Genomic DNA, 14,194 nt, shown 5'->3' with positions numbered 1-14,194 from the left:
GCGCCCGGCGCGGGGGGGGGGGGGGGTGGGGTTGGGGGGGGGGGGGGTTGGGGGTGGGGGGGGGGGGGGGGGGGGGGGGGGGGGGGGGGCCCGGGGGCGCGGCCCCCGCGCCCGGTGCTCACTTGGACTCCAGGACCTCGCTGCGCGCCCGCTCGCCCGCCTTGGTCAGGGCCTCCTCCACCGGCGTGCTCTCGGACATGATCGCCGAGTGGGTCTCCTGGAGGATGTTCTGCAACGCCGCGGTCTGCGGCGAGACGGGGTTCTCCGCACGGGTGTCGTGCGTGGTGAAGGAGAACCGGGACAGCTCGTCGCCCGGCACGCCCTGCACGCCGAAGTACGCCTGCACCACCGGGTCGGTCAGCGTCGCGGGCGTGATGCCGATGCCCGCCAGCGCGGTCGCGCCGCCCTCGCCCGCGACGAAGGTCAGGAACTTCTTGGCGGCCGCGGTCTTCCCCTCGTCGATGGCGGCGTTGACGCCGAGGCCGGTCGGGTCGCCGAAGGTGATCGGCTTGTCCTTGGTGGACGCGTCGGGCTGCGGCGCGGGCGCGAAGCCCCACTGGAACGACTGCGCGTCGCCCTTCTTCTGCTGCGCGATGAGGGTCGCCACGTACCAGCTGCCCATCAGCATCGTCGCGGCCTGCTGCGTGCCGAACTGAGCCTGGTACTGCAACGTGTTCGTGGTGGCCGTGCCGAAGTCCACCTGGGCACCGGCCTTCTGCTGTGCCAGCGCACGCTTGTAGTAGGGCGCGAGGTAACCGTAGTCACCGCTCTTGAGGTCGGCGCCCGGCGTCTGGGCCAGCGCCAGGCCCTGCACGGTGGACTGCCAGGTGTGCTGGTAGGCGGCCTTGGCCGGGGAGCCCGCCGTCTTCAGCCCGGCCGCCAGGTCGGCCACCGCCTTCTCGTACTCGGCCCAGGTCCACGCCTCGCTGGGCGGCGTCACGCCGGCCGCGGTGAAGAGGTCCTTGTTGTAGTAGAGGTACCAGGAGTCCTGGCGGTAGGGCACGGCGTACGTGACGCCGTCCACCTTGTAGTTGCCCAGGCCGTTGACCTTGTCGCCGAGGTCACCCGCGACGTCGGAGACGTCGAGCAGCTGCTCGCCCGCCTGGTAGGTGATGAAGTTCTTGAGGTTCTTGAGCACGTACAGGTCGGGCGCGCTGCCCGCGGCCAGGTCCGCGGTCAGCTGGGTGTCGTAGTTGGTGGCGTCGTACTCCTTGAACTCGATCTTCACGTCCGGGTTCTGCGCCTGGAACGCCTCGGCGAGCTTGGCGAACTCGGGCGTGGTCTTCATGCTCCACGCGCTCATCGTCAGCGTGACCGGGCCGCCGCTGTCGGCGGGCGCGTCGGAGCCGCAGGCGGTGGCGACGAGCGAGAGGGCGGCGACGGAGGCGGCGAGGACGGTACGTCGGGAGTACCTGCTGCGTTGCATGGTTCCTTCACTTCCTGGTAGAGCCACGGGCCGGAGGGGTGGGCGAGCGCGGGTGGCGTCGCGGGCGGTCAGGGCAGCGCGACGCGGGTCCGCGCGCCGTCGGGCCACCGGGTGGTGACCCAGGTCGTCGATCCGTCGCGGGTGAGCCGGACGTCGGGGTCGACGGACCAGGACCCGGCGTCGCGGGTCAGTTCGAGCAGGGCGGCGGTCCACTCGCCGGGCACGACGGGGCACCGGGCCCACGGGACCGCGGCGACGGGCCCGAGCGGGCCGGCGTCCTCGTGCGTGGACACGCCCGAGTCGGTGGTCCGTCCCGACAGGACGGTGAGCTTCGACCGCGTTCCGCCGACGCCTCGGACGCACGGGGGTTCGGTGGAGAGCACCTCCGCGCCGGCCACGGGCCAGCCGGACAGCCGCAGCGCCGCGGGCGGGCGGTCCGCGGCGACGTCGTCCACCCGGACCAGGCGCACCTCCCACGGGCCGCGGACCAACGAGTGCGCGGTGACGGTGCCGGCGTCGTGGTGGCGGCCCGTCCAGCCGGAGCCGTGCCCCTGCTGGACGTCGTCGGGCTCCAACCACCGCACGACGCCGGACGAGGACCCCACGCCCACCGCGACGCCGTCGGCGTCGACCACCTCGACCGGGCCGACGTCCATGCCGGACCGGTGCGTGGCCCGACCTCCGGCGTCGAGCAGCACCACGGCCTGGTCGTGCGGGTCGGTCCAGCTCTCGTGGTCGAGCAGCGGGCTGGTCGCGGTGGAGTAGCCGTAGCGCGCGTAGAGCGGGGAGTCGCCCCTGGTGTCACCGGGTCGCGCGTGGTCGGTGCCGTGGTTGACGACCCGGACCACGCCGTCCGCGGCCGTGCCGCTGACCAGCCAGCCCGGGGCCCTGATCGCGCGCACGTAGTCACCCCGCTCGACCGGCAGCGGCAGCTCCTCGGCCGCCCACACGGGGTGGTCGGCGGGCAGCGCCAGCCCGAGCATCCCCTTGACCGCCCAGTACGGCGACCCCGGGCCCGAGTACGACTGCGCGATCCGCGGCCAGGAGCCGTGCCAGCCCAGGGTCAGCAGGCCCTGCTCGTCGGGTGCGCCGCGGTCGACGAAGTGGCGCACCACCGCCGAGGCGGCACGGCGCAGGACGCCGGGCGGGGTGGAGGGGACCTCGGCGAGCGCGCCCACCCAGAACGGGGCCGCGGCGGCGAACCGGTAGGTCAGGCTGCGGCCCTGCACCAGCGGCGAGCCGTCCGCGCCGACCAGCCGGACCGCGTCGAGCAGGAACCGGTCGAGCAGCGCGGTGTCCCGCTCGCGGCGCGCCTCGGCGAACCCGGCCGCACCTTCCATCCGCGCCCACAGCTGTGGGTAGACGTGCAGCGCCCACCCCACGTAGTGGTCGAACGCGCGCTCCTGGCCGTCGGCCATCCAGCCGTCCTCGCGCAGGAACCCGTCGTGCGTGGCGAGGTCCTCCTCGACGTCGGACGCCGACCAGGGACCGCCGACCGACCGCAGGAACGCCTGCACCACCAACCGGAACCACACCCAGTTGATCCGCGGGTACGTCGGATCGCCGACCGCCGGGGCCAGGTAGGCGACCACCCGCTCCTGCACGGCCGGGTCCAGCCGGTCCCACAGCCACGGGCGGGTCAGGTCCAGGGCCAGCGCCAGCGAAGCGGCCTCCACCTTCGCCTGCGGGTGCTCGTCCAGCCGCACCCACCGGTCCGGCGCGGCCGGGTCCGTGCCGGTCGCGATCCCCTCGGCGTAGAACTCGGTCAGGTTGTCAGGGTCCGCGCCGCGCTCACCGGCGATCCGGAACCCCGCGAGCAGGAACGTCCGGGCGAAACCCTCCAGGCCGTCCACATCGGTCCCGTACCCGCCGGCCGGACCCGGCAACGTGATCCGCGCGCGGCCCGGCGAGGCGAACGGGCGCACGGCGCGCAGCACGGCGTCGGCCGCGGCGGCCCAGTCGGCACGGGTCCACCCGGCTCGCGGGTGCGGTGCGGCTGTCCTCGGGAGGGGTTCCGGTGACATGTGACTCGTCCTTCAGCGTCGAAGGCGTTCGATCAAATGGTGCACAGTTGCTTTCGTTTTTGATCGCTTTGCCTGTTAAGCAGTAAATACGTGCAGGACCGATCGTGTCAAGACTCACAGGACCGGCCTGTCGCCGTCGGGTGCCGCGACGGGCCGCCCACATAATTGGGGCCACGATCAACGACGGGAGGACGCGCGGTGACGAGAGCGCGCATGGGGGACGGTGCGGCCGGTGGCGGCCACGCGGTGAGCGCCGAGAGCCGCACGCTGGCGGCCAAGCGGCGCGCGTCGATCCTGGAAGCGCTGCACCGCGACGGCGTGGTCCGCATCTCCGACCTCAGCGAGAGAATGGGCGTCACCGCCGTGACGCTGCGCCGCGACATCGCCCACCTGGACGGCGAAGGGCTGCTGCGCCGGGTGCACGGCGGCGCGACCCTCCCGACCGCCGAGTTCCTGCCGCCGGGCGTGCAGCCCTTACCGGTCGCGCCGGAACCCACGCACCTCGGCGCGGCGGGCATGCTCGTCCCCTCCCTCGACTACTACTGGCCGGAGGTGGTCCGCGGCGCGGAGGAGGAAGCCGCCGCCCAGGGCCTGGGCATCCTGCTGCGCGGGTCCTCCTACGGCAGCGCCGACGACCGCCCCCAGCTGGAGCGGCTGCTGGACAACGAGGACGTGTGCGGGCTGATCGCCGCGCCCAGCCTGACCGCGCCGTCCGCGGCGGCGACCATCGAGTGGCTGAGCACCATCGACACCCCGGTCGTGCTGGTCGAGCGGGTCGCGACCGCCGGACCGCGCCAGGCCGTCGTGGAGTCCGTGGTGTCCGACCACGCCCTGGGCGCGTCCATGGCCGTGCACCACCTCGTGTCCCTGGGGCACCGCAAGGTCGGCGTGGTGACCAGCGCGAACAGCCCCACGTCGCCGCACGTGCACCGGGGCTGGCTGGACGCGTGCGCCGAGACCGGCCTCGACCCGCGGTCCACCGTGGACACCTCCGTGCCCGCGCCCGGCACGCCGGGGTGGGACACCGCCCTGGACGACGTGCTGGACGGCGTGGCCGCCACCGGCACCACGGCGGTGCTGGTGCACGCCGACAGCGAGGCGATGGCCCTGGTCCAGCGCGCCGAGCAGCGCGGTGTCCAGGTGCCGTCCGGGTTGTCGGTGGTGGCCTACGACGACGAGGTGGCGGCGCTGTTCACGCCGCCGCTGACCGCCGTGCGCCCGGCGCGGCGCTCCATCGGCCGGGCGGCGGTGTCCCTGCTCGCCGCGCGGCTGCACGACCCGGACCGCCCGGCGCACCGCGTGGTGATCGCCCCGTCCCTGCGCGTGCGCGGCTCGACGGTCCCGCCGCCCGGCTGAGCGTCACCTCGCCAACCAGCCGCCGTCGACCGGCAGCACGACGCCGTGGACGTAGTCGGCCGCGCGGGAGCACAGGAACAGCACCGCGCCCGCGACGTCCTCGGGCTCGGCCCAGCGCCCGGCCGGGATGCGCTCCAGGATGGACCGGCTGCGGTCCGGGTCCGCGCGCAGGGCGTCGGTGTTGTCGGTGGTGACGTAGCCGGGCGCTACAGCGTTGACGTTGACGCCGCGGTGCGCCCACTCGTTGGCCAGGGCCTTGGTCAGGCCCGCCACGGCTGACTTCGAGGCGGTGTACCCGGGCACGGTGATCCCGCCCTGGAAGCTCAGCATCGACGCGATGTTGACGATCCGGCCGGAGCCGCGGGCCAGCATCGCCCGGCCGACGTCGCGCGACAGCGTCCAGGTGGCGCGCAGGTTGACGTCGAGCACGTGGTCGAAGTCGGCGTCGGCGTGCTCGGCGGCCGGCGCGCGGCGGATCGTGCCGCCGTTGTTGACCAGCACGTCCACCTCCCGCGCGGCCAGCAGCGCGCCCAGCTCGGCCACCTGCCGGTGGTCGGACAGGTCGGTGCGCACCGGCGTGAACGCGCGCCCCTCGGCCTCGACCGCGGCCCGGACCGGGCTGTCACCCTCCGGCAGGGACGCGCTGACACCGATCACGTCGGCGCCCGCGGCGGCCAGCAGCCGGGCCACGGCCAGCCCGATGCCCCGGCTCGCGCCGGTGACCGCGGCGGTCCTGCCGGTCAGGTCGAGCAGGCCGGCGACCTCCGGCGTCATCGCAGCGCCGCCGCGGGGTGCGGGTCCATGTCGTCGAACGCCTGGTTCTCCCCCGCCATCGCCCACACGAAGCTGTACGCGGCCGTGCCCACGCCGCTGTGCACCGACCACGGCGGCGAGATCACCGCCTGGCGGTCGGCCACGACCAGGTGCCGGGTCTCGGTCGGCTCGCCGAGCAGGTGCACCACGCGGGCGTCCTCGGGCAGGCCGAAGTAGAGGTAGACCTCCATGCGGCGCTCGTGGGTGTGCGCGGGCATGGTGTTCCACATGCTGCCGGGGTGCAGCGTGGTCACGCCCATCACGACCTGGCAGCTGCGCACGCCGTTCTCGTGGATGTACTGGGTCAGCGTGCGCCGGTTGGAGGTCAGCGGGTCGCCCAGCTCGCGGACGGTGCCGCCGTCCGGCCCCACCAGCACCGTCGGGTAAGCGGTGTGGGCGGGCGCGGAGAACAGGTAGAACGCGGCGGGCGCGGACTCGTCGTCGGACGCGAACACCACGTCCTCGGCGCCCCGGCCGACGTAGAGGCACGCGGTCGGCTCCAGCCGGTGCTCGGTGCCGTCGACGGTCACCGTGCCCGGTCCGCCCACGTTGACGATCCCGGCCTCGCGGCGGTCGAAGAAGCGCTCCGCCCGGATCTCCGCGAACCCCGGCAGGCGCAGGGGCGCGGTGCGCGGCAGCGCGCCCACCAGCACGACCCGGTCGTGGTGGCTGTGGACCGCACGCACCTCGTCGGCGGCGAACAGGTCTTCGACCAGGTAGTGCCGCCTCAGGTCGTCCGTGCTCATGGACGGCACCTGCTGCGGCGCGGTCGCGTAGCGCTGCTCCACGTGCGTCGCCTTCCTTCCGTCGGATCGTTTCGCCACTGGTCAGTCAGAAACAGTCAATCTCAGACACAAAGTAAGGGCAAGACTGTACAGTTTGCTTGTTACGATCAGTTTCGATCAGGACGGCGAGGCGAGCAGTCGGTCATGGACAAACCGGAGGCCAAGGGCGTGATGCTGCCCGCCGCCCGACGGCAGTGGCTGCTGGAGCACCTGGAGGGCCAGGGCGTCGTGCGCATCACGCACATCGCCCGCGCCATGGGCGTCACGCCGGTGACCGTGCGACGGGACGTGAACGACCTGGCCGCCGAAGGTCTGGTGGAACGCGTGCACGGCGGCGTCCGGCTCGTCGCCGCCGAGCCGGACGACCCGGACACCACGCCCGCGATCGGGATGGTCGTGCCGTCGCTGGACTACTACTGGCCCGAGGTCATCCGCGGCGCGCAGGACACCGCGCACGAGCGGCGCGCCCGGCTCGTGCTGCGCGGCGCGTCGTACCAGGTGGACGACGTGCGCCACCAGGTGGAGTGGATGATCGGCAGCGGCGCGGTCGACGCGCTGCTGGTCGCGCCACCGACCCGCGGGCCCGAGGCCGAGGAGCTGGTCGCGTGGCTGACCGCCCTGCCGGTGCCGGTCGTGCTGGTCGAGCGGTCCGCGGTCACCGGCCCGTACCGGCAGCACGTCGAGTCGGTGCGCACCGACCACACCTCGGGCGCGGACCTCGCCGTGCGCCACCTGCACGCCCAGGGCCACCGCGGCATCGGGCTCGCGATCAGCACCGGCAGCCCGACGTCCGGCCAGATCCGCGACGGCTGGCACCGGGCGATGACCGACCTCGGCCTGTCCCCGGCCCCCGAGGCCCTGGTCGCGGCCTACCACGAGCCGGGCTGGGCGGTCGACGTCGACCGGGTGCTGGACCTGTGCGCCGAGCACCGCGCCACCGCGCTGGTCGTGCACTCGGACCGGGAGGCGGTGTCGCTGGTGCAGCGCGCCGAGGAGCGCGGCATCCGGGTGCCCGCCGACCTGTCGGTGGTGGCCTACGACGACGAGGTCGCCCGCTTCGCCCACCCGCCGCTGACCGCCATGCGCCCGCCCAAGTACGCCGTGGGCAGCACCGCGGTGCACCTCGTGCTCGACCGCCTGGACCAGGGCCCCGACCGCCCCGTCCGCCGGGTCGTCCTCAGCTCCGAACTGCTCGAACGCGCCTCCACCGCCGCCCTCTGACCCCCGCGAGAGTCGAACCTCCAGGCCCCGTGAGTCCTACGTTCGCGTCCACCGTGTCCTACGTTCGGAACACCCGAGTTCAACGCTCGGCACAGGAGCCGCAGGTCAGCGCACCCCCGCCGCGCCGACCCCCGCCGCGCTGACCCGGGCCGCCGCCCAGTCCGCCGGATCGGCCGCCAAGAGCCGCGCCACGTCGGCCGCCGGCAGCGGCACGGCCACGTCGGACAGCGTGCACAACGCCCCCGCGGCGGCCAGGTGGCCGGAACGCAGGCGGCGCGCGGGCGGTTCCCCGGACAGGGTCGCGGCCAGGAACCCGGCGGCGAACGCGTCCCCCGCGCCGACCGGCTCCACCACGTCCACCGCCAGCGCGGGCTCGAACACCGGCGCGGCGCCCGCCTCGATCACGGTCGCGCCGACCGCGCCCTGCTTGACCACCAGCGTCCCGGGCGCCGGCAGCACCTCGCGCACGGCAAGCGGCTCGGACACGCCCCACAACGCCTCGGCCTCGTCGTCGCCCACCAGCACCACGTCCGCCTTGGCGGCCAGGTCGCGCAGCACGTCCGGTCCCGACGAGCCCCACAACGCGGGACGCCAGTTCACGTCGAACGACGTCCGGACGCCGGGGTGGTCCAGCAGGGCGTGCACGAGCGCGAGGCAGGACGGCGACAACGCGGCCGTGATGCCGGTGAGGTGCACGTGCGCCACCGCGTCCAGGTCGAGGTCCTCGACCACCTCCGGCCCGAGCGCGGACGCGGCCGAGCCGGCGCGGTAGTAGCGCGCGGTGCTGCCCGCCTCGCCCGCCTCCTTGACGTAGAGCCCGGTGGGCCGTCCGGGATCCACCCGCACGTGCGAGACGTCCACGCCCGCCCCGGCCACGGACGCGACGACCGCCCGCCCGAACGGGTCGTCGCCCACGGCGCTCACCCAGCCGACCTCCACGCCGAGCGCCGCCAGGGCGCAGGCCACGTTCGACTCCGCCCCACCGACACCCCGCACCCACGTCCGGACCTCCTCGGGCGGGCCGGTTTCCGCGGGCGTGAACACGGCCATGGTCTCTCCCACGCACAGCACCGCGACCACTTCGACTCCTTCAGGGTCCGAACGCACGCGAAACGATCGTAAACGAAGAAATAGTGCTTGACCCGACTAAAACGATCGCACATGCTCGGTCGGCACCCGCTTGCTCTCCCGTTCCACCTGCCCGGGTAGGTCCGAACACCGCAGAGGAGATCAACGACGATGAACCCCCGCCGAGCACGCCGCGGTCGCCGGCTGACCGCCATCGGGCTGTCCGCCCTGGTCGTCGCCGCCCTGAGCGCCACGCACCCGTCGACGGCCGGCGCGCAGGACGCGCACGCCGCCGCGGCGGTGACCGTGCGCCCCGACCCGTCCTACCAGCAGCCCGCGTTCGAGGGCTGGGGCACGAGCCTCGTCTGGTTCGCCAACGCCACCGGCGGCTACCCCGACGCCATCCGCAACCGCCTGGCCGCCCTGCTGTTCGGCGAGGACGGCCTGCGGCTCAACATCGCCCGCTACAACATCGGCGGCGGCAACGCCCCCGACGTGCGCGACGACTACATGAAGGTCGGCGCGACGATGGAGGGCTTCTGGCGCGCCCCCGCCGGCACCACGCGCGCGGACGTCGACTGGTGGAACCCGGACGACCCGGCGCACTGGAACTGGGCCGCCGACGCGAACCAGCGCTGGTGGGTCGACCGGATCAAGGCGAAGGTGACGCGCTGGGAGGCGTTCAGCAACTCGCCGCCGTGGTTCCAGACCGTCAGCGGGTACGTCTCGGGCGGGTTCGACGCGTCCGCCGACCAGATCCGCGCCGACCGGGTGGACGACTTCGCCACCTACCTGGTCCGGGTCTCCGAGCACATCGAGCGGACCCACGGCATCCGGTTCGACACCATCGACCCCCTCAACGAGCCCAACACGAACTACTGGGGCACCCAGCTCGGCCCCGACGGCCAACCCACCGGCGGTCGGCAGGAAGGCGCGCACGCCGGCCCGGCGCTCCAGCAGAGCGTGGTCCTCGCCCTCCGCGAGGCGCTGGACGCCTCGGCGCTCGACGCCCGGCTGTCCGCGATGGACGAGACCAGCCCGACCACCTTCCGCACCAACTGGAACGGCTACGGCGACCAGGCGAAGGCCGCGGTCGACCAGCTCAACGTGCACACCTACGGCACCGGTCACCGCACGTCCGCGCGCGACATCGCCAAGGGCGCGGACAAGCCGCTGTGGATGAGCGAGGTGGACGGCACGTGGGGCTCCGGGCAGAGCTTCACCAGCATGGAGCCGGGACTGGGCATCGCCGAGCGGATCGTGAACGACATGCGCGAGCTGGAGCCGTCCGCGTGGCTGCTGTGGCAGGCGATCGAGGACTACAACCCGCAGGCCGCGGCGGGCAAGAACTGGGGCGCGGTCCAGGTCCCGTTCGACTGCGCGGCCGACGCGACGCCGACGACGTGCCCGATCCGCACCAACACCAAGTTCCACACCATCCGCAACTTCACCCACTTCGTGCGACCGGGCGACCGGGTCGTGAAGGTGGACGACACGGCGAGCCTGGCCGCCGTCTCGGCCGACGGTGACTCCGCCTCGGTCGTGCACGTCAACACCACCGCCGAGCAGCGGGCCGTGACGCTCGACCTGTCGCGCTTCGGCGCGTTCGACCCCAACGCCTCGGTGACCCCGGTGGTGACCGACGCCGCCGGCGCCCTGGTGCGCGGCAAGCCGGTCCGGCTGGCGGCGGACCGCTCGGCCACGCTCACCGTGCCCGCCAAGTCGGTGACCACGTTCGTGGTCGACGGTGTGGGTGGCGTCGCGGCGGACGCGGCTCTGGTGCAGCCGGGCCACGTCTACGCGTTGACCGGCGTGCAGAGCGGCAAGCCGCTGGTGCCGGCCGCGGACGGCGCCTCGGTGGTGCTCGGCGCGGTGGACCAGGCCGACGCGCGGTGGCACGTGGAGCGGGTGACCACCGGCGTCGGCAACCGGGAGCGCCACACCGTCCGCCACGCGGCGAGCGGCAAGCGGCTGGCCGAGCGCGGCGGCACCCTGGTGCTCGAAGAGGGCACGGGCGCCGACCCGGCCGCCCAGTGGATCACCTCGACCACGGGTGACGGCACCTACACGTTGGTCAACGCCGCCACGGGCAAGCTGGTCGACGTGGCGGGTCAGGCCACCGGCGTGGGCGCGCGGGTGGGCGTGTACGCGGCCACCTCGGGCTCGAACCAGCGGTGGGCGGTGGTCGACCGGACCCCGCGCGCGGGCTGACCACCGATCGGAGGAGTGACGATGGTGTCGGACACCGGGCGAGCGACCGGACCCACCGCGACCTTGGTGTCCGACACCTCGTTGGACCCCGCCGCGCTGTTCTTCGTGTCCTACGACGGCGTGGTCAACAACAACTCGTTCCAGCGGGACGCGATCCTCACCCACGCCGGGCACCAGTACGCCGCGTGGTACACCTCCAGCCGCAACGCCGTGGTGGCGCGCAGGCCGCTCGGCGGGGAGTGGGAGCACGTCGTGCTGCCGCACCGGTTGCGCGTGGACGACTCGCACAACGTGATCTCGCTCGGCGCCTGCCCGCGGGACGGCACGCTGCACGTCGCGATGGACACGCACGACAACCGCGTGTTCTACGTGAAGTCGGTCGCCGGGCTCACCACGTCACCGCTGCCCTGGACCTCAGCCGCGTTCGGGCCGGTGCGGCGGACGCTGGACGGCGTCGAGCTGGGCGAGGTGACGTACCCGCAGTTCGTCGCCACGCCCGAGGGCGACCTCCAGCTCGGCTACCGCACCGGGTGCTCCGGCAACGGCGTCAACGAGCTGGCCGAGTACCGCGACGGGGCCTGGACGCGGCTGGGCGCGTGGAGTTCCGCGGTGGGCGACTACACCGGGCCCAACGGCGTCGTGTCCACCACCCGCAACATGTACCTGCACGGGCTGGACTACGACCGGGCCGGCCGCCTGCACGCCGCGTTCACGTGGCGCGAGGGCGACAGCGGCGTGCTGTGCGCCCCCGGCGGCCTGGCCAACCACGACACCGGCTACGTCCGCAGCGACGACCGCGGCCGGACGTGGCGCACGAGCGCGGGCACCGTCGTCGCCACCACGGGCGGCACTCCGGTGCACGTCTCCTCCCCCGGCACCCTGATCGACCACCTGGGCCCCGACCACGCGCTGATGAACCAGGAGAGCCAGGGCGTCGACTCGACCGGCACGCCCCACGTGGTGATCAGCTGCGTCCCGGAACGGCTCGTCCCCCGCGTCTCGGACTACTCCGCGCAGCGTGCGCGGTTCGCCCGCACCTTCCACCTCACCCTCGTGGACGGCACGTGGACCAAGCGCGAGGTCCCCGTCCCCCCGAACAGCACGCAACGGACGAAACTCGCCTTCGACCGCTGGGACAACGCCTACCTGGTGATGCCGCGGGGGCTGATCGTGGCCGCGAGCCGGGCGAGCGGCTGGACCGACTGGGCGACGCTGTTCACGCCGACGTCGCTGCGGGCGTTCGGCGAGGTCAACGTGGACACGAGCCGCATCGCCGTCGACGGCGTGCTGTCCGTGCAGTACCAGCAGGCGTCGACCGGCACCACGCCGTCCCCGATCCGCGTGGCGGACTTCCGGCTCCCGTGACGGGAGAGTTACCGGACCGAGTCTTGCGGACCGCCGAATGTTTGCGTAAACATGTGCCCGCCGATGTTTGCGTTAACATCCCGCCGCCGGTCTTCAGGAGTGACGATGACGTCCAGCTCGACGCCGGTACAGGCTTCGCCGCGGCCGGCTCGCCGTCGGCGCGTCGACCGCCGCGGCTGGCTGTTCGTCGCGCCGTTCCTGGTCGTGTTCGCCCTGGTCTTCCTGGCGCCGGTCGCCTACGCGCTCTGGCTGAGCCTGTTCCGCGAGCAGGTGTTCTTCGGCGGCACGCAGTTCGTCGGGCTGGACAACTACGCGGCGGTGCTGGCGGACGGCAAGTTCTGGGAGTCGTTCCTGCGGGTGCTGCTGTTCCTGGTCGTGCAGGTGCCGGTCATGCTGGGGCTGGCGCTGGTCGCCGCGCTGGCCATCGACAGCGCCCGGCTGCACGCGGCCGGGTTCTTCCGGATCGTGATCTTCCTGCCGTACGCGGTGCCCGGGGTCGTGGCGGCGTTGATGTGGGGCTTCCTCTACGGCGACCACTTCGGCCTGGCCGCGGACCTCAACGAGTGGCTGGGGCGGCGGGTGGTCGAGCCGTTGTCCGGAGACTGGGTCCTCGCCTCCATCGGCAACATCGTCACCTGGGAGTTCGTCGGCTACAACATGCTGATCCTGTACTCGGCGCTCAAGGTCGTGCCGGGCGACCTGTACGAGGCCGCGGCCATCGACGGCGCCGGGGCGTTGCGCACGGTGGTGAGCATCAAGCTGCCCGCGATCCGCGGCGCGCTGGTGATCGCCACCATCTTCTCGATCATCGGCAGCTTCCAGCTGTTCAACGAGCCGAACATCCTGCGGTCGTTGGCGCCCAACGCGATCAGCACCTTCTACACACCGAACATGTACGCCTACAACCTCTCGTTCGGCGGCCAGCAGTACGACTACTCGGCCACCGTCGCGATCGTCATGGGCGTCTTCACCGCGATCATCGCCTACGTCGTGCAGCTGCGCGGCTCCCGGAAGGGCGCGTGAACCCCATGGCGACCACGACCCGTTCCGCGCTCAAGCCGCGCAAGTCGCCGGTGCTGACCGCCGTCATGGCGCTGTACCTGCTCTACACGCTGGTGCCGCTGGCGTGGCTGCTGATCAGCGCCACCAAGACCCAGCAGGACCTGCTGTCCACGTCGGGCCTGGCGTTCGGCGGCACGTTCGCGCTGCTGGACAACATCGCGCAGACGTTCACGCACGACAACGGCATCTTCCTGCGCTGGCTGGGCAACACGCTGCTCTACGTCGTCGTGGGCGCGGGCGGCGCGACGGCGCTGGCCACGGCCGCGGGCTACGGCCTGGCCAAGTACCGGTTCCGGGGCAGGCGCGCGGTGTTCGCGGTGCTGCTGGGCGCGATCGCCGTCCCGGGCACGGCGCTGGCGGTGCCGACGTTCCTGATGTTCAGCGAGCTGGGGCTGACCAACACCCCGTGGGCGATCATCATCCCGTCGCTGGTCAGCCCGTTCGGCCTGTACCTGGTGTGGACCTACACCACCGAGGCGGTGCCCGACGAGCTGCTCGAGGCGGCCCGCATCGACGGCGCGGGCGAGCTGCGGATCTTCTTCACGGTCACGCTGCGGCTGCTGCTGCCCGGCGTCGTCACCGTCGCCCTGTTCGCCGTGGTGTCCACCTGGAACAACTACTTCCTCCCGCTGATCATGCTCAGCGAGCCCGACTGGTACCCGCTGACCGTCGGCCTCAACCAGTGGAGCGCGCAGGCTTCCGGCGTCGGCGCGCAGCCGATCTACCACCTGGTGATCACCGGCTCGGTCCTCACCATCGTCCCGCTCGTCGTCGCGTTCCTGCTGCTCCAGCGCTTCTGGCAGTCGGGGCTGACCGCGGGCAGCGTCAAGCAGTAGTCCCCCCCCACCGCCGCGAAAGGACTC

The 14,194-nt window shown here is 73.0% G+C and carries 11 protein-coding genes; 6 read left to right on the top strand and 5 right to left on the bottom strand.

Annotation, left to right across the window (positions count from 1 at the left end; genetic code table 11):
• Positions 1-118 precede the first annotated feature (118 nt).
• Complete coding sequence (locus ACIQMJ_RS28805; RefSeq protein WP_499764136.1) at positions 119-1,426, bottom strand: ABC transporter substrate-binding protein; 1,308 nt, start codon at positions 1,424-1,426, stop codon at positions 119-121.
• Positions 1,427-1,494: 68 nt separating this feature from the next.
• Positions 1,495-3,450, bottom strand: a complete 1,956-nt coding sequence (locus tag ACIQMJ_RS28800) for a DUF2264 domain-containing protein (protein ID WP_499764135.1) — start codon at positions 3,448-3,450, stop codon at positions 1,495-1,497.
• Positions 3,451-3,648: 198 nt separating this feature from the next.
• On the opposite strand from ACIQMJ_RS28800, the gene ACIQMJ_RS28795 reads away from it, so the two are divergent.
• Positions 3,649-4,806: a LacI family DNA-binding transcriptional regulator gene (locus ACIQMJ_RS28795; RefSeq protein ID WP_499764134.1), complete on the top strand. Its 1,158-nt coding sequence runs from the start codon at positions 3,649-3,651 to the stop codon at positions 4,804-4,806.
• Positions 4,807-4,809: 3 nt separating this feature from the next.
• Here the strand turns inward: ACIQMJ_RS28795 and ACIQMJ_RS28790 are convergent, their stop codons facing one another.
• Together ACIQMJ_RS28790 and kduI are read right to left on the bottom strand one after the other, a co-directional pair.
• On the bottom strand, positions 4,810-5,580 hold the full coding sequence (locus ACIQMJ_RS28790) for an SDR family oxidoreductase (protein WP_499764133.1): 771 nt from the start codon (positions 5,578-5,580) through the stop codon (positions 4,810-4,812).
• The gene (gene kduI, locus ACIQMJ_RS28785) at positions 5,577-6,407 is read right to left on the bottom strand and encodes a 5-dehydro-4-deoxy-D-glucuronate isomerase (protein WP_499764132.1); all 831 of its coding nucleotides are present in this window, start codon (positions 6,405-6,407) and stop codon (positions 5,577-5,579) included. The genes ACIQMJ_RS28790 and kduI overlap by 4 nt, the downstream gene beginning before the upstream one ends.
• 141 nt (positions 6,408-6,548) lie before the next feature.
• On the opposite strand from kduI, the gene ACIQMJ_RS28780 reads away from it, so the two are divergent.
• Positions 6,549-7,625 (top strand): LacI family DNA-binding transcriptional regulator, encoded by a 1,077-nt coding sequence (locus tag ACIQMJ_RS28780; RefSeq protein ID WP_499764131.1) that lies wholly within the window; start codon positions 6,549-6,551, stop codon positions 7,623-7,625.
• Positions 7,626-7,730: 105 nt separating this feature from the next.
• Here the strand turns inward: ACIQMJ_RS28780 and ACIQMJ_RS28775 are convergent, their stop codons facing one another.
• A complete protein-coding gene (locus tag ACIQMJ_RS28775) occupies positions 7,731-8,696 on the bottom strand; it encodes a sugar kinase (RefSeq protein ID WP_499764142.1) in 966 nt (321 codons plus the stop codon).
• Between the two features lie 168 nt (positions 8,697-8,864).
• Here ACIQMJ_RS28775 and ACIQMJ_RS28770 point away from each other — a divergent pair, with 168 nt between their 5' ends.
• The 4 genes from ACIQMJ_RS28770 (at position 8,865) to ACIQMJ_RS28755 (ending at position 14,167) form a co-directional block, all read left to right on the top strand.
• Positions 8,865-10,904 carry an RICIN domain-containing protein gene (locus ACIQMJ_RS28770; RefSeq protein ID WP_499764130.1) on the top strand — a complete coding sequence of 680 codons (2,040 nt, stop codon included), beginning with the start codon at positions 8,865-8,867 and terminating at the stop codon, positions 10,902-10,904.
• A 21-nt stretch (positions 10,905-10,925) separates the two neighbouring features.
• On the top strand, positions 10,926-12,269 hold the full coding sequence (locus ACIQMJ_RS28765; protein ID WP_499764129.1) for a BNR repeat-containing protein: 1,344 nt from the start codon (positions 10,926-10,928) through the stop codon (positions 12,267-12,269).
• Between the two features lie 105 nt (positions 12,270-12,374).
• On the top strand, positions 12,375-13,292 hold the full coding sequence (locus ACIQMJ_RS28760; RefSeq protein ID WP_499764128.1) for a carbohydrate ABC transporter permease: 918 nt from the start codon (positions 12,375-12,377) through the stop codon (positions 13,290-13,292).
• 5 nt (positions 13,293-13,297) lie between these two features.
• Positions 13,298-14,167: a carbohydrate ABC transporter permease gene (locus tag ACIQMJ_RS28755; protein ID WP_499764127.1), complete on the top strand. Its 870-nt coding sequence runs from the start codon at positions 13,298-13,300 to the stop codon at positions 14,165-14,167.
• Positions 14,168-14,194 lie beyond the last annotated feature (27 nt).

Origin of the sequence: Actinosynnema sp. NPDC091369 (genome assembly GCF_044757065.1) — a bacterium.
GTDB lineage: Bacteria > Actinomycetota > Actinomycetes > Mycobacteriales > Pseudonocardiaceae > Actinosynnema.
This window is presented reverse-complemented; position numbering and strand designations above follow the sequence as displayed.

What these genes read in the sequence shown, in the direction of transcription:
- ACIQMJ_RS28805 (WP_499764136.1), bottom strand. Translation starts at nt 1,426, where the DNA reads ATGCAACGCAGCAGGTACTCCCGACGTACCGTCCTCGCCGCCTCCGTC.
- ACIQMJ_RS28800 (WP_499764135.1), bottom strand. Translation starts at nt 3,450, where the DNA reads ATGTCACCGGAACCCCTCCCGAGGACAGCCGCACCGCACCCGCGAGCC.
- ACIQMJ_RS28790 (WP_499764133.1), bottom strand. Translation starts at nt 5,580, where the DNA reads ATGACGCCGGAGGTCGCCGGCCTGCTCGACCTGACCGGCAGGACCGCC.
- ACIQMJ_RS28780 (WP_499764131.1), top strand. Translation starts at nt 6,549, where the DNA reads ATGGACAAACCGGAGGCCAAGGGCGTGATGCTGCCCGCCGCCCGACGG.
- ACIQMJ_RS28770 (WP_499764130.1), top strand. Translation starts at nt 8,865, where the DNA reads ATGAACCCCCGCCGAGCACGCCGCGGTCGCCGGCTGACCGCCATCGGG.
- ACIQMJ_RS28765 (WP_499764129.1), top strand. Translation starts at nt 10,926, where the DNA reads ATGGTGTCGGACACCGGGCGAGCGACCGGACCCACCGCGACCTTGGTG.
- ACIQMJ_RS28760 (WP_499764128.1), top strand. Translation starts at nt 12,375, where the DNA reads ATGACGTCCAGCTCGACGCCGGTACAGGCTTCGCCGCGGCCGGCTCGC.
- ACIQMJ_RS28755 (WP_499764127.1), top strand. Translation starts at nt 13,298, where the DNA reads ATGGCGACCACGACCCGTTCCGCGCTCAAGCCGCGCAAGTCGCCGGTG.